We start from the raw sequence: 24,267 nt of genomic DNA, 5'->3' as shown, positions 1-24,267 counted from the left end.
TGATGGAGCGGTGGCCTAAAACCCCGGAGAAAATCTCCTTCGCCGTGGCCTCAAATGGAGCAACAAACCCACTGCAAAACCACCACTTGGCGATGCGTCCGTTGTTATTTTCCCTGAGATATCGACGACTTAGCCTGATATCGCCATGTTCGCTCTGTGCCCGGCCGCTTCCGGGTATGGAAGGAACTTGATCATGCGACAGGTCCAGACATTTCTCCGTGCTGCTCCGGCCAGGATCGGCCGGCGCTTGGCGGAGATCGTTGCGATCGCCGCCGCCAGCCTGCCTCAGGCCGGCGCGTAAGGACAGCTGACCTGCCCGCGCGTTTCGTGCGTCGCTCCTGCTGATTTGATCAAACCGTTCGAACGACAAGTGCTAGTGTGTGCCGTCCAGTACTACGGCGTAGCAGGGAGGATTCCATGTCGCGCTTTGTCGTCCACTTCATGAAGGACGTGCTCGGCGGCAACGGCCGCCAGCGCGAGGTCTGCCAGGGGGCGCTCGAAATCGACGCCTCGTCCGAAGGCCAGGCCACGGAAATCGCAAAACTCAAGTTCTGTGAGCAGCAGGCGCTGTGCGACTGGTCGTTGCATGCCGACCGCATCCGGATCGATGCGGCCGACCTTCGCGCCTGATTATTGCTCCGGTAGGATACGCACCGCGCCCTTCGCCGCGCTGCTGGCGAATGCCGCATAGGCTTTCAGCGCGGTCGAGACTGTACGCTTGCGCGGCGCTGCCGGCTTCCACGCGGCATTGCCCTTCGCGACCATCGCCTCGCGGCGGCGCTTAAGCTCGGCATCTGCCACCTTGAGGTTGACCTTGCGGTTGGGGATGTCGAACTCGATCACATCGCCTTCCTCGACCAAGCCGATCAGGCCACCTTCAGCGGCTTCCGGCGAGACGTGGCCGATCGACAGGCCGGACGATCCGCCGGAGAAGCGGCCGTCGGTGATCAGTGCGCAGGCTTTGCCGAGACCCTTCGATTTCAGATAGCTGGTCGGATAAAGCATCTCCTGCATACCCGGGCCGCCGCGCGGACCCTCATAGCGGATCAGGACCACATCGCCGGCCTTGACCTTGTTGCCCAGGATGGCGTCGACCGACGCGTCCTGGCTCTCGAAGATGCGGGCCGGGCCGGAGAATTTCAGAATGCTCTCGTCGACGCCGGCGGTCTTCACGATGCAGCCTTCCTCGGCGAGGTTGCCGAACAGCACGGCGAGACCGCCGTCCCTGGAATGAGCGTGCTCCGCGTTGCGGATGCAGCCCTTGGAGCGGTCCAGATCGACGTCGTCGAAGCGGCGATCCTGGCTGAACGCTTCCTGGGTCGGCACGCCGCCTGGTGCTGCCATGTAGAAATTGCGCACCTTCTCGCTCGTGGTCCGCACGATGTCCCAGCGGTTGAGCGCATCGTCCAGGGTCGCGGTGTGCACCGTCGGCCCATCGGTCGTGAGCAGCTTGGCGCGATCGAGCTCGCCGAGGATCGCCATGACGCCGCCGGCGTGATGCACGTCTTCCATGTGCACGTCCGGCACCGAGGGTGCGACCTTGCACAGCACGGGGACCTTGCGCGACAGGCGATCGATGTCGGTCATCGTGAAGGGAACCTCGCCCTCGCGCGCGGCGGCAAGCAGATGCAGCACGGTGTTGGTCGATCCGCCCATCGCGATGTCGAGCGTCATCGCGTTCTCGAACGATTTGAAGTTCGCGATGTTGCGCGGCAGCACGTTGAAATCGTCCTGCTCATAGTGGCGGCGGGCGAGATCGACGATCAGATGGCCGGCCTCGACGAACAGGCCCTTGCGGTCGGCATGCGTCGCCAGCACCGAGCCGTTGCCGGGCAGCGCCAGACCGAGCGCCTCGGTCAGGCAGTTCATCGAGTTGGCCGTGAACATGCCCGAGCAGGAGCCACAGGTCGGGCAGGCCGAACGTTCGATCACGTCGACTTCCTCGTCCGTGACGTTGGAGTCGGCCGCTGCCACCATGGCGTCGATCAGGTCCACCGCGCGCTTCTTGCCCTTGAGCACGATCTTGCCGGATTCCATTGGGCCGCCCGAGACGAACACGGTCGGGATGTTGAGGCGCAGCGTCGCCATCAGCATGCCGGGGGTGATCTTGTCGCAGTTGGAGATGCAGACCATCGCGTCGGCGCAATGTGCATTGACCATGTATTCGACGCTGTCGGCGATCAACTCGCGCGAGGGCAGGCTGTAGAGCATGCCGTCATGGCCCATCGCGATGCCGTCATCGACCGCGATGGTGTTGAACTCCTTGGCAACCCCGCCGGCCTTCTCGATTTCCCGCGCCACCAATTGCCCGAGGTTCTGCAGATGGACGTGGCCGGGCACGAACTGGGTGAAGGAATTGACCACCGCGATGATCGGCTTGCCAAAATCCTCGTTCTTCATGCCGGTGGCGCGCCAGAGGCCGCGTGCACCCGCCATGTTGCGGCCGTGGGTGGTTGTACGGGAGCGATAGGCGGGCATCGTAAATCCTTCTCAAATCCTTGGGCTGGAGGGCATTTTCTTGGGGGACGGCGGTTGTTATGCCTGCCCGGGCCTGCCGATTCAAGCGCGGAACCGCATGGCTGAACCCCGCTATCCGGTCGTGATCGGGGCCGGACGGCCTCTACTCGGCGGCGATGCCAATCGGCGCCGATGCGGCTGCCTTGCTGGGCTTCGCCGCCCGTCCGTTCCTGCGGCCGAGATGGCCGCGCGCCAGCGAGCCTGCGGCGGCGCGCAGCTGCTCGCGCAGCCATTGGTTGGTGGTGTCATCCTCGGCGGTGGCATGCCAATACAGATAATTGAGATGCGGGCTGATCGGGAACGGACAGGGGAAGCCCTGCAACAGGCCGGGCCGCTCCAACAGCGAGGCCGCGCTTTCGGAGGCCGTCAGCAGCATGTTGCTCCGCGCCACGACATGGCAGGCGGTCGTGAAATTCTGGCACTGCAGGCGCACATGGCGCTTTATGCCGAGGCGCTGGAACTGAAAGTCCTCGAACGACATCCCGCTGCGCCGCGACGTCACGCAGACGTGCTCCATCCGCAAATACGTCTTCTTGTCGAGGCGGCTGCCCATCTCGGGATGGTCGCGGCGTGCGAACACCGCGATATGCTCGGTCAGGATCTGCTCTCGCCGCACCTCGGCCGAGAGCGGCAGCAGCGTATCGATCGCGACGTCGAGCGTGCCGGCGGCAAGCTCGCGCTCCAGATTGTTGCGCTCGCAGCGCACCGTCGCAATCTCGACCAGCGGCGCGACCGCGCTGATCCGGTTGACCAGCGCGCTCAGCACCGGCGCTTCGAGGTTGTTGCGCAGCCCGATCACGAAGCGCTTCGGCGTTCGGGCGGGATCGAACCGGTTGGTGTGGGTCAGCGTCGTCTCGAGGCCGTTGATCGCCTGGCGAACCGTCGTGATGATCTGGCGTGCCAGCGGCGTCGGCGTCATCACATGGTGGCGCCGCACGAACAGCGGATCGTTGAACATCGCGCGCAAACGCCCGAGCGCATGGCTCACCGCGGGCTGCGTCAAATTGAGGCGGAAGCAGGCGCGGCTGACGCCGCCTTCGGAATAGATCGCGTCGAAGACGACGAACAGGTTCAGATCGATGTCGCGCACATGCATGAGTTTAATCAATCCGTATCCGTCGAATGCATTTGACGAATACTAGTTGCGGCTCTTAAAGTCTCAAGCAAAATAAGACGTCAAGATAAGACCTGGAGGAAATGATGAGCGTGCAGTCGCCATCGCGTGGCGTTGCCGTCCCGGCCGCTTCATCTCGCGCCAGCGCGATGTTTGCGAAGCCGAGCCAGGAGCAGATCGTGCTCCTGATCACGATCGCGCTGCTGATCGTGTTTGGCCTGACGCTGAACGGCTTTGCCACCGTCTCCAACCTCCTGAACCTGTTGCGGAGCATCTCCATTCTCGGCGTGCTCGGCCTCGGCATGGGCCTGATCGTGATCAGCCGCGGCATCGATCTCTCCGAGGTCGCGATCATGGCAGGCTCGTGGGCGATCGCGCTGATCGAGATCCAGAAGGGCATGCCGGTGTTCACGGCTGTCCTGCTCGCACTTGCGATTGCGGTGCTGATCGGCGTCGTCAACGGCGTGATGGTCGCCTTTGTCGAGGCGCCGGCGCTGTTCGTGACATTGGCCGCCGGCTTCGTCATCTATGGCCTGGCGTTCTGGATCGCGCCGGCCTGGGTGGTCTATGCGCCGAAAGATGCGCCGGGGCTGATGTATCTCGGCGCCGGACGGCTGTTCGGCGTACCGGTCCCGATCCTGGTATTCGTGGTCTGCGCGATCGCGATGCATTTGTTCCTGTCGCGCACGTCGATCGGCCGTTTTATCTACGCGCAGGGCGATAATCCGGAAGCCGCGCGGCTGTCCGGCGTCCCGCTGCGGCCGCTGATCGTACTCGAACATGTGCTGGTGGCGCTGCTCGCCTGGATCGCAGGCCTGGTCTGGGTCGGCACGACCGGCAGCATGCAGATGGCGATTACGCAGGGCACCATGATCTTCGACGTCGTGCTCGTCGTCGTGATCGGCGGCATCAGCCTGATCGGCGGCCGCGGCAGCGTGTTCAGCGTGGTGGTCGGCTGCGTCCTGATCGGCACGCTGCTCAACGCCTTCACTATCATGGACGTCAACAGCGAGGTGCAGAACATCGTCAAGGGTGTGGTGCTGCTGGCGGCGATCGTGCTCGACAACTGGCTGCATCCCCGCGACGAGGAGACCGCGCGGCAGGGTGACTGACGGTATCCGGCGCGTCAAACCAATCGATCAAACAACACTAATCAAACAAGACTATCTGTGTGGAGGAAACGATGAAGACGACGAAGTTGTGGACGATCCTGCTGGCCGGGGCGACGCTGGCCGCGTTGCCATCAATGGCATCAGCACAGGAGGAAGGTACCAAGGCCGGGCGCGAGCTGCGCGCCGCCTACGACAAGGGGCTGCAGGGCAAGACGATCGCCTATTTGCCGATCGCGCTCGGCGTCCCGCTGGCCGACGAATGGGGCCGGGTGGTGCAGGAGGAAGCCGAGTGGCGCGGCATGAAATACATCGTGCGCGATCCCAACAACAACCCGTCGGCGATGCAACAGGCGCTCACCGCGCTGGTCGATCAGAAGCCCGATGTGCTGATCGTGCAGAATCCGAGCGTGACGCTGCTGATGAAGGATCTGAAACGCGCCGAGAGCCAGGGCACGCATGTGATCCAGGTCAACATGGCCTCGAACTACAAGTCCAGCGCCTTCGTCGGTGTCGATTGGCGCGAGATCGGCAGGATGCTTGCGACTGAAACCGTGAAGGCCTGCGGCACCGGCTCCGGCAAATCGGGCAAGGTCCAAATCATCCAGGGTGAGCTGACCGCAGCCGCCAGCGTCGACCAGGTCGGTGCCATCATGGAGGTCTTGAACAAGGACTCCAACATCAAGGTGGTCTCGAACCAGGCGGCGAACTGGGACGCCAACACCGCGCTCAACGTCACCGCGACCGTGATCCAGCAGCATCCCGACCTCTGCGCCTCGATCGGCTTCTGGGGCGTCATGGAGTCGGGCGCCGCACAGGCGATCCGCAATGCCGGCAAGATCGACGAGGTCAAGGTGCTAGCTTCGGGTGAAGGCTCGCAGCTCGATTGCGACCAGGTCAATTCGGGCAACTTCTACAAGTTTCTGAGCTACAAGGCGACCGAGCAGGGCCACGATTTGATGTTCGCAGCCGAAACCCTGCTGATGTCGCCCGACAAGCCCGGCACCCGCAATCTCGCCTATTACACGCGGCCGATCTGGATCGACAAGACCAACGCCTCGGGCGCCAACTGCTTCGCGATGAAGAAGGGCTGACGACGCGGCAGCCGGTGCGGTGATCCCGCGCCGGCCGCTTCAGGGAGTGCTTTGGCGATGTCGATGGCTGTCGATTCCTTTGCCGCGTCGGTGCGGCGGTTTTCACCCCGGCTCCTGTTGTCGGAACTGTTGCTCAAGCAGTGGTTCGAGCCGGTCGTCCCCTTCACCGTGATGATCGGGCTGTGGGCCTATTTCGCGCTCACGATACCCGACTACGCCTCGGTGCAGAACTCGGTGTCGCTGCTCCGGCTGTTCGCCGAATTCGGCTTCGTCGCGCTGGCCATGGGCTTTTGCCTTGTCACCGGCGGCATCGACTTGAGCGTCGGCGCGATCTTCGCGCTGTGCAACTTCGCGGCGCTGTATTTCCTGCTGGTGCGGGAATGGCCGGTCGGCCTTGTCGTGCCGGCGACGCTTGCGGTCGGCGCGCTGCTCGGCAGCATCAACGGCTTCCTGATCGGCTTCCTCAAGACGCGGCCGTTCCTCACCACCCTGGTGACGCTGATCATCCTGCGCGCCTCGGTCAACCTGCTCAACACCAGCTATGCGCAGGTGTTCGCGACCAACTCGGTCGACAGCGATGCCTGGGATTTCATCGGCGGCGGCAGTGTGCTCGGCATTCCCATCAATGCGGCGACCCTGTTCGTCGTGCTGCTGATTTGTCACATCTTCCTGTCGCGCTCGCGTTATGGCTGGCATCTCACCGCGATCGGCGCCAGCCGCAAGGCGGCGCGCCATGCCGGCATCCGCGTCCGGTTGATGCTGTTTGCGACCTATGTGCTGTCCGGGACGCTGTGCGGCGCGAGCGGCATCTTCTATGCCGCGCGGCAGGCGTCGACGGATTCGACCACCGGCGTCGGTTGGGAATTCCAGGCGCTCACTGCGGTGGTGCTCGGCGGCGTCTCGCTCGCCGGCGGCAAGGGCACGGTGTGGCGGGCGATGATCGGCGCGCTGATCATCTTCCTGCTCATCAACGGCCTCGTCCGCATGGGCATTCCCGGCTACGTCACCTCGGCGGTGACGGGCGCGATCCTGCTCGCCGCCGTCGGCATCGACGTCAAATGGTCGAAGAACCGCGGCAAGGCGATTCAGAAGATCTATGTCAATCCAGCCTACGTGGCGCTGGCGGCGCCGCCGTCGGTGCAGCGCGGCTCGGGGTCGGCCTATGCCCAGAACGACCGGCTGATCAAGGCGGAGGCGATCGGCCTCGACCAGGTCGAGGGGCCCGAGGACGTCATCCTCGACCGCCAGGGCCGCCTCTACGGCTCGACCCGCGACGGCAACGTGATCCGCTTCTCGGGACCGAACTTCGCGACCCGCGAGGTGTTCGCCCATATCGGCGGCCGGCCGCTCGGCATGCAGTTCGATCGCGACGAGAATCTGATCGTCGCGGTGGCCGGCATGGGCGTCTACGGCATCGCGCCCGACGGCCGTGTGTTCAAGGTCACCGACGAGACCAACCGCACCTGGTATAAGCTGAACGACGATTCCCGGCTGCGCATGGCCGACGATCTCGATATCGCGCCCGACGGCAAGATCTATTTCAGCGATTGCACCACGCGCTACGAGATGACGACCAACACCCTCGACATCCTTGAGGCGCGGCCGAACGGCCGCCTGGTCTGCTACGATCCAAAGACGAAAACCACGCGCACCGTGATCAACCATTTCTATTTCCCGAACGGCGTCTGCGTCTCGCATGACGGCCAGTCGGTGCTGATCGCCTCGACCTCGCTGTGCAAGATCTTCCGCTACTGGATCGCGGGACCGAACAAGGGCCGCACCGAGGTGCTGATCGACCAGCTGCCGGGCAACCCTGATAACATCAACCGCGCTTCCGACGGCAATTACTGGCTGGCGCTGGTCGGTATCCGTACGCCGACCTTCGATCTCTCGGTGCGCAAGCCCGGCTTCCGCCTGCGCATGGTGAAGCAGGTGCCGGCCGACGAGTGGCTGGCGCCGGGGCTCAATCACGGCTGCGTGCTGAAGTTCAACGAGAAGGGCGAGGCGCTGGAATCCTGGTGGGACCCGACCGGGACCTCGCATTCGGTGCTGACCTCGATGCGCGAGCACGAGGGCTATCTCTATCTCGGCGGTCTCGAGAACAACCGGATCGGCCGCATCAAGCTCGACGGCGTCGACGAGGGCTGGACCGGATACGATGCCTATTGGGGCGCCAAAAGCAGGGTGATCGGCTGATGGGACTGTTCGATCATCTGTTGCGCGATATCAGGAGCGTCGTCGACCGCGACGGTGTCGACAAGGCGATCCCGCCGCTTGACGGCGCGCTGAGCCCGAACGATCGGCTTGATACGGCTGTGGCGATCGGAGAGCCGCTAGCCGGCGTCGACGATGTGATCCCGGCGGGCGACGGCGGGCTCTATGTCTCGGTGGGCCGGCGCGTGCTGAAGCTCAGTGGCGAGGATTTTTCGACGCGCGCGGTCGTCACCGAGTTCGAGGACGACGCCGGTGGGCTTGCGCTGCATCCGGACGGCCGGTTGCTGGTCTGCGTCGCGGGCAGGGGACTGGCTGCGGTCGATCCGGCCAAGCCAACACCGCGCTGGTGCGAGGCTGCCGACGGCAGCGCACTCTCTGGCCTTCTGTCGGTGACCGCGGCACCCGACGGCCGCATCTATGCCGTCGAAGGCAGCACCGGCCGTCGTCCTGCCGAATGGCGCCACGATTTGATGGAGAAGCGGTCGAACGGGCGCCTGATCGCCTGCGGTGTTAACCTCGACAATCCGCAGGTGCTGCTCCGCGATCTGCCATATCCCTGCGGCGTCACGGTCTCCAGTGACGGCAAGGCCCTGTGGCTATCGGAGAGCTGGGCGCACCGGCTGAGCCGCTTCGCGCTTGATGGCAGCGGCCTCGGCGCCCGCGAGGTCATCGCAGGAAACATGCCGGGCTATCCGGCGCGGCTGCATCCGGACGGCCGGGGCGGGCTGTTGCTCGGCGTGTTCGCGCGCCGCACCCATCTGATCGAGTTCGTGCTCAAGGAGGACGACTTCCGCCAGGAGATGATGGCGACGATACCGCCCGATCACTGGGTCGCGCCGGCGCTGGTCGGCGGCAGCGATTGCCTGGAGCCGATGCAGATCGGCGCGGTCAAGGCGCTCGGCATCCAGAAGCCGTGGGCGCCGCCGCGCTCCTACGGCCTGCTGGTGCATCTCGATGCCGAGGGCGAGCCGACCGACAGCCTGCACAGCCGCGCCGGCGGCCGCTTCCACGGCGTCACCTCCGCCTGCGCCACCAATCGCGGCGTCTTCATCGCCGCCCGCGGCGCCGGACGTCTGCTGCTCTATTCCGGAGACCTGCGATGAATGATGGCGTGATGCAGGCGACCTCGAGCACCGAGACCAAAGATATGACCGCCGCGGCCCGCGAGCCAGTGCTGCAGATCATCAATGGTTCGAAAATCTATGGCGGCGTCCACGCCATCGAGGGCGTCAATTTCGATCTCTATCCCGGCGAAGTCCACGCGCTGGTCGGCGAGAACGGCGCCGGCAAGTCGACGCTGTGCAAGGCGATCGCGGGCGCGATCAATCTCACCTCGGGCGACTATCTGCTCGATGGCAGGCCTGCCAAATTCGAGCAGCCGCGCGATGCGCTCAACGCCGGAATCTGCATGGTCTATCAGGAGACCAGCCTGGTGCCGACCATGACCGCGGCGCAGAACATCGAGCTCGGCAACGAGAAGCTGCTGACGCGCTTCCGGACCCTCAACATCCAGGCCCAGCAGCTTTTGCAGTCGCTCAACTTCCATGTCGATCCGGCGACGCCGGTGGCGCTGCTCGGCACCGCCAAGAAGCAGATGGTGGAGATCGCGCGCGCGATCTACAACAAGGCGCGCATCATCATCTTCGATGAACCGACCGCGAGCCTGACACCGGAGGAGATCGTCCACTTCTTCCATCTGGTGCGCGACCTGCGCGCCCGTGGTGTCTCGATCATCTACATCTCGCACGCGCTGGAAGAATCCTTGCAGATCGCCGACCGCATCACCGTGTTGCGCGACGGCAAGCTCGTGATCACGGCGCCGGCCAGGCAGCTCACGCGTGATGCGCTGGTGCAGCATATGGTCGGCCGCGAGGTGGCGCAGGCGGTGTACGGCCGAAGAGAGAAGACCCACCAGCGGCGCGAAAAGGTGCTGACGGTCGAGAACGTCACCATGGGCATGGCGGTCAAGAACATGTCGTTCTCCGTCTATGCCGGGGAGGTGGTCGGCATCGCCGGCCTGATCGGCTCGGGACGCACCGAGATCGCCAAGGTGATCTACGGCGCGCTGAAGCGCAACCTCGTCAATGGCGGCACCATCCGGCTGCGGGGAAAGCCGATCCGCTACCGCGTGCCGCGGCAGGCGATCAATGACGGCATCGCCTACATCACCGAGGACCGCAAGGCCAACGGCTTCTTCGAGACCATGGTGGTCGACGACAACGTCTATATCGGCAGCCTCGCCACCCGCGCGGGCTGGAGCTTCCTGCTGTCGCGGGCCCGGCGCAGCAAGCTCGCTAACTACTGGGTCGAGCGCTTGAAGATCAGCGCGCTGCAACGCAAGGCGCGGATCGTCGAATTGTCGGGCGGCAACCAGCAGAAGGTGGTGCTGGCGAAGACGCTGGTCCAGGATCCCTCGATCATCATCTTCGACGAGCCGACGCGCGGCGTCGACGTCGGCACCATCCCGCATATCCACAGCGAAATCCGCCGTCTCGCCGACGAGGGCAAGGCGGTGGTGGTGATCTCGTCGTACCTGCCGGAGATCCTCGCCGTATCCGACCGCATCCTCGTCGCCCGCACCGGCCGCATCGTCGCCGAGTTCGACGCGGCCGATGCGACGCAGGACAAGATTTTGTACGCGGCGGTGCATTGAGTTCTTCATTCCGGGCTCTCGCTTCGCGCGCCCATCGCAAGTGAGGTGAGCACGCCACTCGGGCTCCCTCTCCCCTTGCGGGAGAAGGTGGGGAGAGGGGTGGCCCCGGGCGAGACGTTCGTTGAGCGCGCGCTCTCGCAATCCTTTTCCGCCGTGTTGTTGCATACGGAAAGTGCACGTCGTGTGGCACCCTCTCCCTAACCCTCTCCCGCAAGGGGAGAGGGAACCCGGCGGGGCTTCCCTTACATGCCAATCACTGATTTGCCCGACGGGGCAAGTCCTTCGTTCAAAAATATTTCGCTTTATCAGAAATAAAATCTAGTGTATGGTTCGCCCGTCCTACCCGATTGAGGGGCGAGCGCACGTCACGAACGCGCGGTGGGATGCGGGGGATGCGGGGGATGCGGTGGACGCGGATTGCGCAACAGACGAGTGCGCATGACGCGGACGGCGAAGTCGTGTGGTCCTGACGCTGCAATGCAGGCGGAAAGCTCCTGAGAAACTAACCTATCTCTGGAGCGACGGTGGCAACAAAGCGCTCACCGGGGAGATCACGAAGGAAACCGTAAGCCCATCGCGCAGGGAAAGCCGGCGTTCCCGGTTACACCTGTGGTCCTACCCCGGTGCTTTTTGTTGCACCGGGCCCATGGGTGCGATCGGCACCCGGCTTTCCCTGCGCCCTCTACCAAGTAAGAGGGCAAACGAAATGAAAAGCTCGGACAAATCATGTCGCGAGAACGCCCACCGCTGTCATCGCCCGCGAAAGCGGGCGACCCAGTACGCCGCGGCCCATCGGCTCAATCACAACTGCCTCGGGAATACGGGATCGCCCGGTCCCGTCTACGCCAAGGCTTCGACGGGGCTCACGCTTCCAGGCGCGCCGAAGTTTAGCGGAGGCGGCAAGCCGGGCGATGACGCGTGAAAGGAGCGACATTCCGCCCTTGACAATTGTTTTAAGTATAAAATAATATCCGGCATCGGCTCGCTCGGAAAACCGCTGTCCACCCGCGAAGCCAAAGGGAGATCGCCATGCGTATCGTTTGCATCGGAGGCGGGCCGGCCGGGCTTTATTTCGGCATCCTGATGAAGATGCTGGATCCCGCGCATGAGATTTCCGTCGTCGAGCGCAACCGGCCCTATGATACGTTCGGTTTCGGCGTGGTGTTTTCCGACGCGACCATGGACAACATGCGAAAATGGGATCCGGTCACCGCAGATACGATCGAGCAGGCCTTCAATCACTGGGACGACATCGAGGTCCTGATCAAGGGCCGGCGGATGCGCACCACGGGCCACGGCTTCGTCGGCATCGGCCGCAAGCGGCTGCTCAATATCCTGCAGGCGCGGGCCGAGGAACTCGGCGTCGAGCTGGTCTTCGAGCGCGAGGTGAACTCCGACCTGGATTTCCCCAACGCCGATCTGGTCGTCGCCGCCGACGGCGTCAACTCGAGGATCCGCACCAAATATGCGGAAGAATTCCAGCCCGACATGCTGATGCGGCCGAACCGCTATATCTGGCTCGGCACCAACAGGCCGTTCGACGCCTTCACCTTCGACTTCCGCAAGACCGAGCACGGCTGGTTCCAGGCGCATATCTACAAGTTCGAGGACGGCGCGGCGACCTTCATCGTCGAGACCACCGAGGAGGCGTATCTGGCGCATGGCCTCGACAGGATGGACCAGGACGCCTCGATCGCGTTCTGCGAAAAGGTGTTTGCCGAGATCCTCGAAGGCCATTCTCTCGTCTCCAACGCACGCCATCTGCGCGGATCGGCCTGGCTGTCGTTCCCGCGGCTGATCTGCGGCAAGTGGACCGCCTTCAACGGCAACAGCCATGTCGTGCTGATGGGCGATGCCGCGCATACCGCGCATTTCGCGATCGGCTCGGGGACAAAACTCGCGCTGGAAGACGCGATCGAGCTGACCAATCAGTTCAAGAAACACGGCACGGCGCGCGAAACCATTCCCGCAGTGCTGGCCGCCTACGAAGACCTGCGCCGGGTCGACGTGGCGCGAATCCAGAACGCCGCGCGCAACGCGATGGAATGGTTCGAGGTAGTCGGCTCGCGCTATGCCGATACGCTGGAGCCGGAACAGTTCATGTATTCGCTGCTGACGCGCTCGCAGCGCATCAGCCACGAGAATTTGCGGCTGCGCGACAAGGCATGGCTCGAAGGCTATGAGCGCTGGTTTGCCGAGCAGAGCGGGTTGCCCGCCACCAACGACCGCGTCACGCCGCCGATGCTGACGCCGTTCAGCATCCGAGGGCTGTCGCTGCATAACCGGATCATCGTCTCGCCGATGGCGATGTATTCGGCCGAGGAGGGCGTGCCGACCGATTTCCATCTGGTGCATTTCGGCTCGCGCGCGCTCGGCGGGGCCGGGCTGTTGTTCACCGAGATGACCTGCGTGTCGCCGGAGGCGCGGATCACGCCCGGCTGTTGCGGACTGTGGAACGACGAGCAGGCGGCGGCCTACAAGCGCATCGTCGATTTCGTGCACGGCAATTCGCAAGCGCGGATCGGTATCCAGCTCGGCCATGCCGGGCGCAAGGGTTCGACGCGGGTTGCGTGGGACGGCATCGACGAGCCGCTGCCGGATGGTAATTGGCCGCTGCTGTCGGCCTCATCCATTCCCTATCTGCCGGACGGCCAGTTGCCGGAGCCGATGACCCGTGCCGAGATGGACAAGGTGCGCGAGCAGTTCGTCGCCGCCGCGGAGCGCGCAGCCCAGGCCGGCTTCGATATCCTGGAGCTGCACTGCGCCCACGGCTATCTGCTGTCGAGTTTCCTCTCGCCGCTCACCAACCACCGCACCGATGCGTATGGCGGCGGGATCGAGAACCGCGCGCGCTATCCGCTCGAAGTGTTCCGCGCCATCCGCGCAGTGTGGCCGGAGCACAAGCCGATGTCGGTCCGGCTATCGTGTCACGACTGGGCCGAGGGCGGCAACACGCCCGAGGATGCGCTCGCCTTCGCAAAGCTGTTCAAGGAAGCCGGCGCGGATCTGATCGACTGTTCGTCCGGACAGGTCTGGGCCGACGACCATCCGGTCTATGGCCGGCTCTACCAGACGCCGTTCGCCGACAAGATCCGCAACGAGGTCGGCATCGCCACTATCGCGGTCGGCGCGATCTCGGAGGCCGACCACGCCAACTCGATCATCGCCGCCGGCCGTGCCGATCTCTGCGCCATCGCGCGGCCGCATCTCGCCGATCCCGCCTGGACCTTGCACGAGGCCGCCAGGATCGGCGTCAAGTCGATCGTCTGGCCGAAGCAGTATCTGTCGGGCAAGCCGCAATACGAGGCCAATCTCGAACGCGCAGCCGGAGCGAAGCCATGACGCGGTTCTGGCCCAACGCCCATGCGTTCGTGACCGGTGCCGGTTCCGGCATCGGCGCCGCGACCGCGATCGCACTGGCAAAGGCCGGCGTGCGGGTCAGTATTGCCGGGCGCCGGCTCGAGGCCCTGAACGCCACCGCGGCGTTGCTTGGAGATCGTAGAGGCGCGGTCGTCGCGACTGACGTGACCGACGAAACGGCCGTGAGAAACGGCGTGGCGCAGATCGAAGCCGATGCCGGGCCAATCGACATCCTCGTCAACAATGCCGGCAAGGCCGCCAGCGCGCCGTTCGACAAGACCGGCGCGGCGTTGTGGGCGGACATGCTGGCAAGCAATCTCTCGAGCGTGTTCCTGGTGACGCAGGCCGTTCTGCCCGGTATGGCGCAACGCGGGCGCGGGCGCGTCATCAACGTCGCCTCGACCGCGGGCCTGACCGGTTATGCCTATGTCTCGGCCTATGTCGCCGCAAAACACGGTGTCATCGGCCTGACGCGCTCGCTGGCGCTGGAATATGCGCGGCGCGGCGTCACCGTGAACGCCGTCTGCCCCGGCTATACCGACACGCCGCTGGTCGCGGATGCCGCCGCCAACATCGTCGCCAAGACCGGGCGCAGCGAGGACGAGGCGCGCGCGGCGCTGGCAAAGGTCAACCCGATGCAGCGGCTGGTCGCGCCGGAGGAGGTCGCCGATGCCATCCTCTGGCTGGCGTCCGAAACTGCATCGTCAATCAACGGACAAGCTGTCGCTGTTGCCGGCGGCGAAGTCCTCACCGGGTGAAGGAAAAATCATGTCCGAGATGAAAGCAAAGCTGCGGCCGTTCAAGGATTATCCCGCAAAGCATTTCCGCTGGTCAACCGACGACAGCGGCCGCGTCGCGACCATCACGCTGAATCGCCCGGACAAGAAGAACCCGCTGACCTTCGAGTCCTACGAGGAGCTGCGCGACCTGTTTCGCAACCTCGCCTCCGCGTCCGATGTGCGCACGATCGTGCTGACGGGCGCCGACGGCAATTTCTGCTCCGGCGGCGACGTCTTCGAGATCATCGAGCCGCTGACGCGGATGGCGATGCCGGACCTGCTCGCTTTCACCCGCATGACCGGTGAGGTGGTGCGCGCGATGCGGAAATGCCCGCAGATCATTGTCGCCGCAATCGACGGCATCTGTGCCGGCGCCGGCGCGATGCTGGCACTGGCCTCCGACCTTCGGCTGGCGACGCCGCAGGCCAAGACCGCTTTCCTGTTCACCCGCGTTGGCCTCGCCGGTGCCGACATGGGCGCCTGCGGTCTGCTGCCGCGCGTGATCGGGCAGGGTCGGGCCGCGGACCTGCTCTACACCGGCCGCGCCATGAGTGCCGAGGAGGGGCTCTCGTGGGGCTTCCACAACCGTCTCGTGCCTGCGGCCGAGCTTTCCGCCGCCGCGCACGATCTCGCGCGCTCGCTCGCCGATGGTCCCTGGTTCGCGCATGGCGTGACGAAAACCATGTTCAACCAGGAATGGGCGATGGGTGTCGACGAGATGATCGAGTCCGAGGCGCAGGCGCAGGCGATCTGCATGGTTACGGGCGATTTCCGCCGCGCCTTCGAAGCATTCGCCGCCAAGCAGAAGCCAACCTTCGAGGGCAATTGAGATGAACGAGATCCTGCTACCGGACGGATGGGCGAAGCCGAGCGGCTACGCCAACGGCGTGGCCGCGCGCGGCAAATCCATCTTCATCGCCGGCCAGATCGGCTGGAGCCCGCAATGCGCGTTCGAGAGCGATGATCTTGTCGCCCAGATCGGGCAGACTTTGCGGAACATCGTCGCGGTCGCGGCTGCCGGTGGGGCTGGGCCGGAGCACATCGTGTCGATGACCTGGTTCCTGCTCGACCGCAAGGAATACTCCGCGCGGCTGAGGGAGATCGGCGCCGTCTATCGCGACGTCATGGGCCGGCGCTTTCCGGCGATGACGGCGATCGAGGTGTCCGGCCTGATCGAGGACCGCGCCAAGGTCGAGATCCAGGCGATCGCGGTGGTGCCGGATTAAGCATCCCGGAAACAGGTACGTTAACCTAAGGGGCAGATGGCCGCACCAGAGGAAACGAAGGCGACAAACTGGCTTGCGGCCGAGCGAGCGGCCATGCGACCTTCAGGATTGCGTCCGGTAAGTGTTTTCGTCTTGGCCGCGACAAGGCCGGCATGACGTCACAAGTGGAGTAAGGGACGATGAAGGCGATTGTCGTCGGAGGCGGAATCGGAGGCCTCACCACCGCGCTGATGCTGCGCGCACGCGGCATCAGTTGCGAGCTCTACGAGCAGTCCAACACCATCCGCGAGCTCGGCGTCGGCATCAATACCCTGCCGCACGCGATCCGGGAGCTGGCGGGGCTGGGCCTGTTGGACAAGCTCGACGAGGTCGCGATCCGCACCTCCGAACTGTTCTACCTGACGCGCCATGGCCAGCAAGTCTGGCACGAAAAGCGCGGGCTCGATGCCGGCCACGATGTGCCGCAATTCTCGATCCATCGCGGCCGGCTGCAGGGGGTGATCCACCAGGCCGTGATCGACCGGCTCGGCGCGGATGCGATCCGCACCGGTTGCCGGCTCGGGTCGTTCACGCAGGACGAGGGCGGCGTAACAGGCTATTTCTTCGATCGCACCGGTGCTCACGTGCATACTGCGCGTGGCGATATTCTCATTGGTGCCGACGGCATCCACTCCAAGGTGCGGCAGACGCTGTTTCCGGGCGAGGGCGGTCCGTGCTGGAACGGGCTGATGCTGTGGCGTGGTGCCACCGATTGGCCGGCGTTTCTGACCGGCCGCTCGATGATCATCGCCGGCGGGCTGAACGCGAAGGCCGTGATCTATCCGATCGCGCCGGGCTCGAGTCCGGCAAGCCGCCTCACCAATTGGGCGGTGCTGGTGCGGATCGGCGACGGCTCCTCGCCGCCGCCACGCCGCGAGGGCTGGTCTGTCCTCGGCCGGCGCGAGGAAATGATGCCCTATGTCACGAGCTTCACGATTCCGCAGGTTGATTTCACCAGCTTGATCAACGCGACGCCGGAATTCTGGGAGTATCCGTGCTGTGATCGCGATCCGCTGCCCTATTGGTCGAGCGGCCGGGTCACGCTGCTCGGCGATGCCGCGCATCCGATGTATCCGGTCGGCTCGAATGGCGCCTCGCAGGCCATTCTCGACGCGCGGTGCCTCGCCGATGCGCTGGCGCGCTCCGAACATCCGCGCCAGGGGCTGGTTGCCTATGAGCGGCAGCGCCTGCCGATGACCGCCGACATCGTCGCCTCCAATCGCCGTGGCGGGCCTGAAGGCGTGATCGATGCGGTCGAGCAGCTTGCGCCGCAGGGGTTCACCGACGTCGACACCATTCTCAATTACGAGGCGCGCGAGGCGATCGTGCGCGGCTATGCGGCGAAGGCCGGCTTTGCCGCGCGCGTGGTGGCGCGGCAGTAGCGGCGACAGGACGGCGGGTTATGTCGGAGGCGGGGGCAGGAAGTGGATGTTGTGTTCGGCGGCGAGCCGAACCACGTCTTCCGGGTTCTGCTCCTTCATGTTGTGGATCGCCCAGAACAGATCGTAGAGCCTCCTGGTCGGCGACACCCAGAACAGCGTCTTCGCCGTCTGCTGCGACTTGTTGAAGATACCGTGCGGCTTGCCCATCGGCAGCCGCACGAGATCACCCGGCGTCGCGGATTCGTCGGCGCCGTCGAGCATGAAATCGAGCTTGCCCTCGAGGATGTAGAGGTACTCGTCCTGATCGGGATGGATATGCGGAGGAACGAAGGTGCCGGGCGGAAACGTCGCGTGCCAGGAGAAGGAATGGTCGCTGCGGGTCTTCGGCACATAGGTCTGGCCGAGGATGTTCCAGGAAATGCCTTGGATGCCCTCATTGGCGCGGGTGATGCCAGCGATCTCGTCTTTCATGATCGTATTCCCTCCTCGATGCTGTTTGACGCGTTTTCTTCACGCGAACCGGTGCCCACTTCGCTCGAAAACGCTTTGGCTGGTTTATTTGGCGGCACAGTCCTTGGCGTAGCGGTCGCCGTCATTCGAAAACACCTTTTCGACGATCTCGGTCTGGAATTTGCCGTCCGGCCGCTTCGCAACCTTGGTGAGATAGAAATCCTGGATCGGATAGCCGTTGGTGTTGAATTTGAAGTTACCGCGCAGCGAGATGAAGTCGGCCTTCTTCAGTGCGGCCGCGACCGCCTCCTTGTTGGAGAGGTCGCCCTTCACCGCCTTCACCGCGCTGTCGATCAGCATCGCCGCGTCGTAGGCCTGCATGGCGTAGGTGCCGGGCACGCCGTTATAGGCCGCCTCATAGGCCGCGACGAACTTTTTGCTTTGGGGATTGTCGAGGTTCGGCGCCCAGTTCGCGCCGCCGTACATGCCGACTGCGGCGTCCTGCTGCGCGGGCAGGGTGGATTCGTCGACGGTGAAGGCGGACAGCACCGGCACGGTCGCGCCGGCCTGCTTGTACTGCTTCACCAGATTGACGCCCATGCCGCCGGGCATGAAGGTGAACAGCGCATCCGGCTTCAGCGCTGCGATCTTGGAGAGTTCGGGCTGGAAATCCAGCGTGCCCAACGGCGTGTAGGACTCCTCGACGATCTCACCCCTGTAGTCGAGCTTGAAGCCGGCGGCGGAGTCGCGGCCGGCCTGGTAATTCGGCAGCAGCAGATAGACGCGCTTGTAGCCGCGGTCCTGGGCGACCTTGCCGAGGACCTCGTGGACCTGGTCGTTCTGATACGACGTGACATAGAAGAACGGGCTGCACTCCTTGCCGGCGTAGCTCGACGGGCCGGCATTCGGGCTGATCAGGAAGGTCTTGCTCTCCGTCACTGGGCGGTGGATCGCCTGCAGGATGTTGGAGAAGATCGGGCCGACCACGAAGTCGACCTTGTCGCGCTCCAGGAGGCCGCGCACCTTTGTCACCGCGCTGTCGGGCTTCAGTTCATCGTCGGCATTGACGACCTCGACGTCGCGGCCGGCCATCTTGCCACCGAGATCCTTGATGGCGAGTGCAAAACCGTCGCGCACCTGCTGACCGAGCGCTGCAGCGGGTCCGGAGGTGGTGACGATCACGCCGATCTTGATCTTGTCTTGCGCGGCCGCCGGAGTGATCGCGACGCCAAACAATGCCGCCAGTCCCGCAAACTTCGTCAGTCGTTTCATGTGACTCCCCCGATCACTGCCTTGCCCTGGTCTCAGCTTATTCTGACGACCATGTCCGCCGCAAGCGATGTGGCATTGCGTCAGGATGAACCTCGCGCGCTATCCAGGCGGCGCCCATGCAAGCGCTACGCCAATTGTTTGAAGGTTAAAGAAACTGTCAAAACAGGTTCGCAAAATCGCTTCGATTCGCAATTGTCCTTGCGGCGCGGCGCAAATTGCTTGAAGCTCAAAGCAATCGATCCGACCGGAACTCGCCCCGGAGGTGCAATCGCCGCATGATCCTTGATTCCGAAACCAAAGCCGTCGAACTGCCCGACGATCATGGCACCGAGCTCCGCCTGTGGCTCCGCCTTCTGACCTGCACCACGCTGATCGAAAGCGAGGTGCGCGGCCGGCTGCGCGAGCGGTTCGACGTCACGCTGCCGCGCTTCGACCTGATGGCCCAGCTCGACAAGGTGCAGGACGGCATGACGCTGTCGGACCTCTCGAAGCGGATGATGGTCTCCAATGGCAACGTGACCGGCCTGGTCGACCGCCTGGTCGAATTGGGCCATGTCGATCGCCGCACCTCGGAGACCGACCGCCGCGTACAGTTCATCCGGCTGACAAAGCTCGGCCGCGCCGAATTCCGCAAGATGGCGGCCGAGCACGAGAAATGGATCGCCGATATCTTTGGCGACCTCTCGCCGAAGGACATCCGCGAGCTGATGCGCCTGCTCGCCAAGGCCAAGGGTTCGGCGCAACGCTCCGCCAAGGCGAGGACGCCTTAAGCCGTGACGATCGACTACGAGGTCGAATACAACAACCGCGCGCGGGTGCCGGAAAACCCGGCGCTGATGGCCGGCTGGGCGAGGGATTCGGCGGCCTATCGCGAGCAGCATCCGCCGCGACGGCTGACCAACGGTCCGGGCAGCCGCAACGTCATCGATCTGTTCGAGGGCAACAGCGACGGCCCGCTGGTGGTCTTCATCCATGGCGGCTATTGGCAGGCGCTCGACGGCTCGTCGTCCAGTCACTGCGTGCGCGGGCTGAACGTGCATGGCATCAGCGTGGCGGTGCCGACCTACGACCTCTGTCCCAATGTCAGGATCGGCGACATCATCGGCCAGATGCGCGCGGCGTCACGCGAACTGGCGAGGCTCGGGCGGCCGCTCGTGGTCAGCGGACATTCGGCAGGCGGACATCTTGCCGCATGCATGCTTGCGACCGATTGGCCGGCATATGATGCCTCTTTGCCCAGGGATCTGGTGCGGGCCGCCTACACCATTTCCGGCTTGTTCGAATTGGAGCCGCTGGTCGCAACCTCCGTCAACAAGGCGCTCGGCCTCGATCCCGCGGCAGCGAAGCAAGCGAGTCCGCTGTTCTGGACGCCGCCGGCAGGAGCGACGCTCGATGCCGTCGTCGGCGGCAATGAAAGCGCGGAGTACCACCGGCAGAGCCGGACCATTGTCGATGTCTGGGGCAAGGGGGGCGTAGCGACGCGGTTTGGCACCGTGCCCGATGCCAATCACTTCACCGCGATTGCGCCGCTGGCTGACCCTGAGTCGCCGATGGTGCTGCGGCTGAAGCAGCTCACACAGATCTAGCAGGTGAGGGATTTTACGATTTTCACTTGCGCCAAACTATTTTAAGTATAAAATGATTTTCGGTCGGACGCTGCCGGGCGTCCTCGATATCGGTCTTCTAGATCTTGTTCTTCTCGATGTTGGTCTTGGACTTTCTGGATGGAAAGCAAGGGGCGATCGAATGTCAGATGAAATTCCCGGGCTTGGCCCGTCGGGGCATGTCGACAATTTCGCGCGTCGCAACCTGCCGCCGTTCCATCAATGGCCGCAGCTGCTGCTCGACCGGCCCGAATTTCAGTACCCCGACTATCTCAACGCCGCGGTCGAATTGACCGACCGTATCGTCGAACAGGGGTTGGGCGATCGCGTCGCGCTCATCGGCAACGGCCGTCAGCGCACCTACAAGGAATTGACTGACTGGTCGAACCGCCTGGCGCATGCGCTGGTCGAGAATTACGGCGTCAAGCCGGGCAATCGCGTGCTGATCCGTTCCGGCAACAATCCGGCGCTGGTGGCGGCTTGGCTTGCGGCGACCAAGGCCGGTGCGGTCGTGATCAACACCATGCCGATGTTGCGTGCCGGTGAGCTCACAAAAATCGTCGATAAGGCCGAGGTCTCGCTGGCACTGACCGACAGCCGCATCGCAGACGAGCTGGTCGCCTGCGCCAAGACCAGCAAATTCCTTAAACAGGTCGTCAATTTCGACGGCACGCAGAACCACGATGCCGAGCTCGACCGCATCGCGCTGAGCAAGCCGGTGAGGTTCGAGGCGGTGAAGACCGGCCGCGACGACGTCGCACTGCTCGGCTTCACCTCAGGCACGACCGGCGAGCCGAAGGCGACGATGCACTTCCACCGAGATCTCCTGATCGTCGCGGACGGTTATGCGAGGGAAGTGCTCAAGGTGACTGCGGACGATGTTTTCGTAGGCTCGCCGCCGCTCGCCTTCACCTTCGGCCTCGGGGGGCTCGCGATCTTCCCGCTGCGCTTCGGCGCCACCGCGACGTTGCTGGAGAATGCTGCGCCCAGCGAGATGACCAGGATCATCGAGACCTACAAAGCGACGATTTGCTTTACCGCGCCGACCGCCTATCGCGCGATGATGGCCGCCATGGACAAGGGCGCCGATTTATCGTCGCTGCGGCTTGCGATCTCGGCCGGCGAGACGCTGCCGGCACCGGTGTTCGAGAACTGGACAAAAAAGACAGGCAAGCCGATCCTGGATGGCATCGGCAGCACCGAATTGCTGCATATCTTTATCACCAACCGCGTCGGCAGCGCCGTTAGCGGCACGACGGGGAATCCGGTTTCCGGCTATGAGGCCAGGATCGTCGATGAAGACATGAACGAGCTGCCGGCCGGTACCGTCGGCAAGCTCGCGGTCCGCGGGCCGACCGGCTGCCGCTATCTCGCCGATCCGCGGCAGACAAATTATGTGCGCGACGGCTGGAATATCACGGGCGATGCTTTCGTTCGCGACGAAAACGGCCGGCTGTCGTTCGTCGCGCGCGCCGACGACATGATCATCTCGGCAGGTTACAACATCGCAGGTCCCGAGGTCGAGGCCGCGCTGCTCGGGCATCCTGACGTCGCGGAGTGCGCGGTGATCGGTGCTCCTGATGTGGAGCGCGGGCAGATCGTCTCGGCGTTCGTGGTGCTGAAGCCGGGCGCACGCAATGACGACTCCGAGGTCAAGCTGCTGCAGGATCATGTCAAGGCGACGATCGCGCCGTACAAATATCCCCGCGCGATCTCCTTCGTGGAAGCGCTGCCGAAGACGCAGACCGGAAAGATCCAGCGCTTCAGGCTGCGCGAGGCGAGTTGAGAGAAGGGCGACGGCGGCAGCCGTCGCCCCGAGAGTTTAGTGCGCGCCGCCGGCGCCCGCCGTGCTCTTCGGCTTGCCGGTCAGCACTATCGCGATCGCGGCGAGCACCAGCACGACGCCGATCACCGCAAACGCGTCGCTGAAGCCGAGCACCAGCGCCTGGCGCTTGACGATATTGCCGAGCGCTACGATCGCCTGATGCTGCGCTGTGGCGGGATCGGGGACACCGCGGCTGATGAAGTAGTTGGTCATCTCCGTGATCCTGGCGCGGACCTCCTCGCGGCCGAGATGGACAGACTGACCAATGATATTTGAGTGGAACTGCTCGCGCTTTGTGACGATGGTTGCGAGCAGCGCGGTGCCGATCGCACCACCGAGGTTGCGCATCATGTTGGAGATGCCGGAGGCCGCAGGCGCGTCCTGCGGCGCGACGCTGCCGAGGCTGATGGCGGACAACGGCGCCAGCGTGATCGCCTGGCCGACGGCGCGGACGATGTTCGGGAAGAAGAGCTGGTCACCGGAATAGTCGAGCGACATCTCGATGTTCATGAAGGAGGAGATCGCGAACAGCGCCATGCCGGTGAAGGCGATGAAGCGGGCATCGAAGCGCTGCATCAGCTTCGGCACCAGCGGAATCAGGACCAGCTGCGGCAGACCCGTCCAGGCCAGCACCTGGCCGATCTGCTCGGCGTTGTAGCCTTGCACCTGACCGAGATAGGCCGGCAGCATGTAGACCGAGCCGAACAGCGCGAAGCCGACGAACACCGACGAGATCGTGCCGAGGCCGAAGCCGCGCTGGGTCAGCAGCCGGAGCTGGAGCAGCGGCTTCTCCACGACGAGCTCGATCCAGATGAACAGCGACAGGCTGACGGCAGCGGTCACCGCGAGCTTGACGATGAAAGGCGAGCCGAACCAGTCGTCCTTGTTGCCTTCCTCCAGCACCGACTGCAATGCCGAGAGCCCGACCGCCATGGTCACGATGCCGGCCCAGTCGCCCTCACGAAGCAGATGGAGCTGCATCGGCTGCCGCTCGAGGGTGAAATAGAGGGTGATGACCATCACCGCCGTCGGGATCACGTTGACGAAGAAGATGGTCTGCCAGCCGTAGTTCTCGGTGAGGTAGCCGCCGATGGTCGGACCGATCGCCGGCGCGAATGTGACGGCGAGCGCAAACATCGCCAGCCCAATCGGCTGCTGCGGCTTCGGCAGCTTGGTGAACACCAGCGTGAACGCCATCGGGATCAACACGCCGCCAAAGTAGCCCTGCAGGCCGCGCATCGCGATCATCGACGGCAGATCATGGGTAAAGGCACAGGCGACCGAGAACATCGCGAACAGCGTGGCGTGCCAGATCATGATCTTGCGGAACGAGAACACCCGGCTGAGATAGTCGGTGAGCGGGATCACCACGATCTCGCCGATCAGGTAGGAGGTCGAGATCCAGGAGCCGTTGTCGACGCCGGTGCCGATGCCACCCTCGATGTTGAGGAGGGAAGCATTGGTGATCTGGATGTTCAGGATCGCCATGAAGGCACCGATCATGGCCGCCAGGATCGCGATCCAGACGGTCACGCTGGCGCGGTTGGGATCGGCTACTGCGGCACGGGGCGCGGCGGCGGGGGAGGAGAGCGCGAGGTCGGACATGACATCACCTATTTCTTTTCTGGC

At 64.2% G+C, this 24,267-nt stretch carries 19 protein-coding genes; 14 read left to right on the top strand and 5 right to left on the bottom strand.

Going from position 1 to position 24,267, the window contains the following annotated elements; genetic code table 11:
* Positions 1 to 417 precede the first annotated feature (417 nt).
* On the top strand, positions 418 to 630 hold the full coding sequence (locus ACP2YO_RS30285; protein ID WP_426434800.1) for a hypothetical protein: 213 nt from the start codon (positions 418 to 420) through the stop codon (positions 628 to 630).
* Here ACP2YO_RS30285 and ilvD read toward each other — a convergent pair whose 3' ends face one another.
* On the bottom strand, positions 631 to 2,478 hold the full coding sequence (ilvD, locus tag ACP2YO_RS30280) for a dihydroxy-acid dehydratase (protein WP_426434799.1): 1,848 nt from the start codon (positions 2,476 to 2,478) through the stop codon (positions 631 to 633).
* Positions 2,479 to 2,620: 142 nt separating this feature from the next.
* Entirely contained in the window at positions 2,621 to 3,625 is a 1,005-nt protein-coding gene (locus ACP2YO_RS30275) for a LysR family transcriptional regulator (RefSeq protein ID WP_426434798.1), read from the bottom strand.
* Positions 3,626 to 3,717: 92 nt separating this feature from the next.
* On the opposite strand from ACP2YO_RS30275, the gene ACP2YO_RS30270 reads away from it, so the two are divergent.
* From ACP2YO_RS30270 to ACP2YO_RS30225, 10 genes are all read left to right on the top strand, one after another.
* Positions 3,718 to 4,743, top strand: a complete 1,026-nt coding sequence (locus ACP2YO_RS30270; protein WP_426434797.1) for an ABC transporter permease — start codon at positions 3,718 to 3,720, stop codon at positions 4,741 to 4,743.
* Positions 4,744 to 4,814: 71 nt separating this feature from the next.
* Positions 4,815 to 5,834 (top strand): sugar ABC transporter substrate-binding protein, encoded by a 1,020-nt coding sequence (locus ACP2YO_RS30265; RefSeq protein ID WP_426434796.1) that lies wholly within the window; start codon positions 4,815 to 4,817, stop codon positions 5,832 to 5,834.
* A gap of 57 nt (positions 5,835 to 5,891) precedes the next feature.
* Positions 5,892 to 8,030, top strand: a complete 2,139-nt coding sequence (locus ACP2YO_RS30260) for an ABC transporter permease (RefSeq protein ID WP_426434795.1) — start codon at positions 5,892 to 5,894, stop codon at positions 8,028 to 8,030.
* A complete protein-coding gene (locus tag ACP2YO_RS30255) occupies positions 8,030 to 9,151 on the top strand; it encodes an SMP-30/gluconolactonase/LRE family protein (protein ID WP_426434794.1) in 1,122 nt (373 codons plus the stop codon). The genes ACP2YO_RS30260 and ACP2YO_RS30255 overlap by 1 nt, the downstream gene beginning before the upstream one ends.
* Positions 9,152 to 9,195: 44 nt before the next feature.
* Positions 9,196 to 10,701 (top strand): sugar ABC transporter ATP-binding protein, encoded by a 1,506-nt coding sequence (locus tag ACP2YO_RS30250; RefSeq protein ID WP_426443351.1) that lies wholly within the window; start codon positions 9,196 to 9,198, stop codon positions 10,699 to 10,701.
* A 1,029-nt stretch (positions 10,702 to 11,730) separates the two neighbouring features.
* Entirely contained in the window at positions 11,731 to 14,043 is a 2,313-nt protein-coding gene (locus tag ACP2YO_RS30245) for a bifunctional salicylyl-CoA 5-hydroxylase/oxidoreductase (RefSeq protein ID WP_426434793.1), read from the top strand.
* Positions 14,040 to 14,819 (top strand): SDR family NAD(P)-dependent oxidoreductase, encoded by a 780-nt coding sequence (locus tag ACP2YO_RS30240; RefSeq protein ID WP_426434792.1) that lies wholly within the window; start codon positions 14,040 to 14,042, stop codon positions 14,817 to 14,819. Before ACP2YO_RS30245 ends, ACP2YO_RS30240 begins: the two co-directional genes overlap by 4 nt.
* Before the next feature lie 10 nt (positions 14,820 to 14,829).
* The gene (locus ACP2YO_RS30235) at positions 14,830 to 15,669 is read left to right on the top strand and encodes an enoyl-CoA hydratase family protein (protein WP_426434791.1); all 840 of its coding nucleotides are present in this window, start codon (positions 14,830 to 14,832) and stop codon (positions 15,667 to 15,669) included.
* Position 15,670: 1 nt separating this feature from the next.
* Positions 15,671 to 16,066 carry a RidA family protein gene (locus tag ACP2YO_RS30230; protein ID WP_426434790.1) on the top strand — a complete coding sequence of 132 codons (396 nt, stop codon included), beginning with the start codon at positions 15,671 to 15,673 and terminating at the stop codon, positions 16,064 to 16,066.
* A 179-nt stretch (positions 16,067 to 16,245) separates the two neighbouring features.
* Positions 16,246 to 17,487, top strand: coding sequence for a flavin-dependent oxidoreductase (locus ACP2YO_RS30225; RefSeq protein WP_426434789.1), 1,242 nt, complete (start codon positions 16,246 to 16,248; stop codon positions 17,485 to 17,487).
* An 18-nt stretch (positions 17,488 to 17,505) separates the two neighbouring features.
* Here ACP2YO_RS30225 and ACP2YO_RS30220 read toward each other — a convergent pair whose 3' ends face one another.
* Together ACP2YO_RS30220 and ACP2YO_RS30215 are read right to left on the bottom strand one after the other, a co-directional pair.
* The gene (locus ACP2YO_RS30220) at positions 17,506 to 17,958 is read right to left on the bottom strand and encodes a cupin domain-containing protein (protein ID WP_426434788.1); all 453 of its coding nucleotides are present in this window, start codon (positions 17,956 to 17,958) and stop codon (positions 17,506 to 17,508) included.
* 84 nt (positions 17,959 to 18,042) lie between these two features.
* The gene (locus ACP2YO_RS30215; protein WP_426434787.1) at positions 18,043 to 19,209 is read right to left on the bottom strand and encodes an ABC transporter substrate-binding protein; all 1,167 of its coding nucleotides are present in this window, start codon (positions 19,207 to 19,209) and stop codon (positions 18,043 to 18,045) included.
* Between the two features lie 275 nt (positions 19,210 to 19,484).
* On the opposite strand from ACP2YO_RS30215, the gene ACP2YO_RS30210 reads away from it, so the two are divergent.
* From ACP2YO_RS30210 to ACP2YO_RS30200, 3 genes are all read left to right on the top strand, one after another.
* Positions 19,485 to 19,979 carry a MarR family winged helix-turn-helix transcriptional regulator gene (locus tag ACP2YO_RS30210; protein WP_426434786.1) on the top strand — a complete coding sequence of 165 codons (495 nt, stop codon included), beginning with the start codon at positions 19,485 to 19,487 and terminating at the stop codon, positions 19,977 to 19,979.
* Positions 19,980 to 19,982: 3 nt separating this feature from the next.
* Complete coding sequence (locus tag ACP2YO_RS30205; protein ID WP_426434785.1) at positions 19,983 to 20,795, top strand: alpha/beta hydrolase; 813 nt, start codon at positions 19,983 to 19,985, stop codon at positions 20,793 to 20,795.
* A 160-nt stretch (positions 20,796 to 20,955) separates the two neighbouring features.
* Positions 20,956 to 22,599 (top strand): AMP-binding protein, encoded by a 1,644-nt coding sequence (locus ACP2YO_RS30200; RefSeq protein WP_426434784.1) that lies wholly within the window; start codon positions 20,956 to 20,958, stop codon positions 22,597 to 22,599.
* 36 nt (positions 22,600 to 22,635) lie between these two features.
* Here the strand turns inward: ACP2YO_RS30200 and ACP2YO_RS30195 are convergent, their stop codons facing one another.
* A complete protein-coding gene (locus ACP2YO_RS30195; protein WP_426434783.1) occupies positions 22,636 to 24,243 on the bottom strand; it encodes an MDR family MFS transporter in 1,608 nt (535 codons plus the stop codon).
* Positions 24,244 to 24,267 lie beyond the last annotated feature (24 nt).

The sequence above is a fragment of the Bradyrhizobium genosp. P genome (assembly GCF_049949265.1).
GTDB lineage: Bacteria > Pseudomonadota > Alphaproteobacteria > Rhizobiales > Xanthobacteraceae > Bradyrhizobium.
The sequence above is the reverse complement of the archived record's forward strand: the minus strand, read 5'-3'. Positions and strand labels throughout refer to the sequence as shown.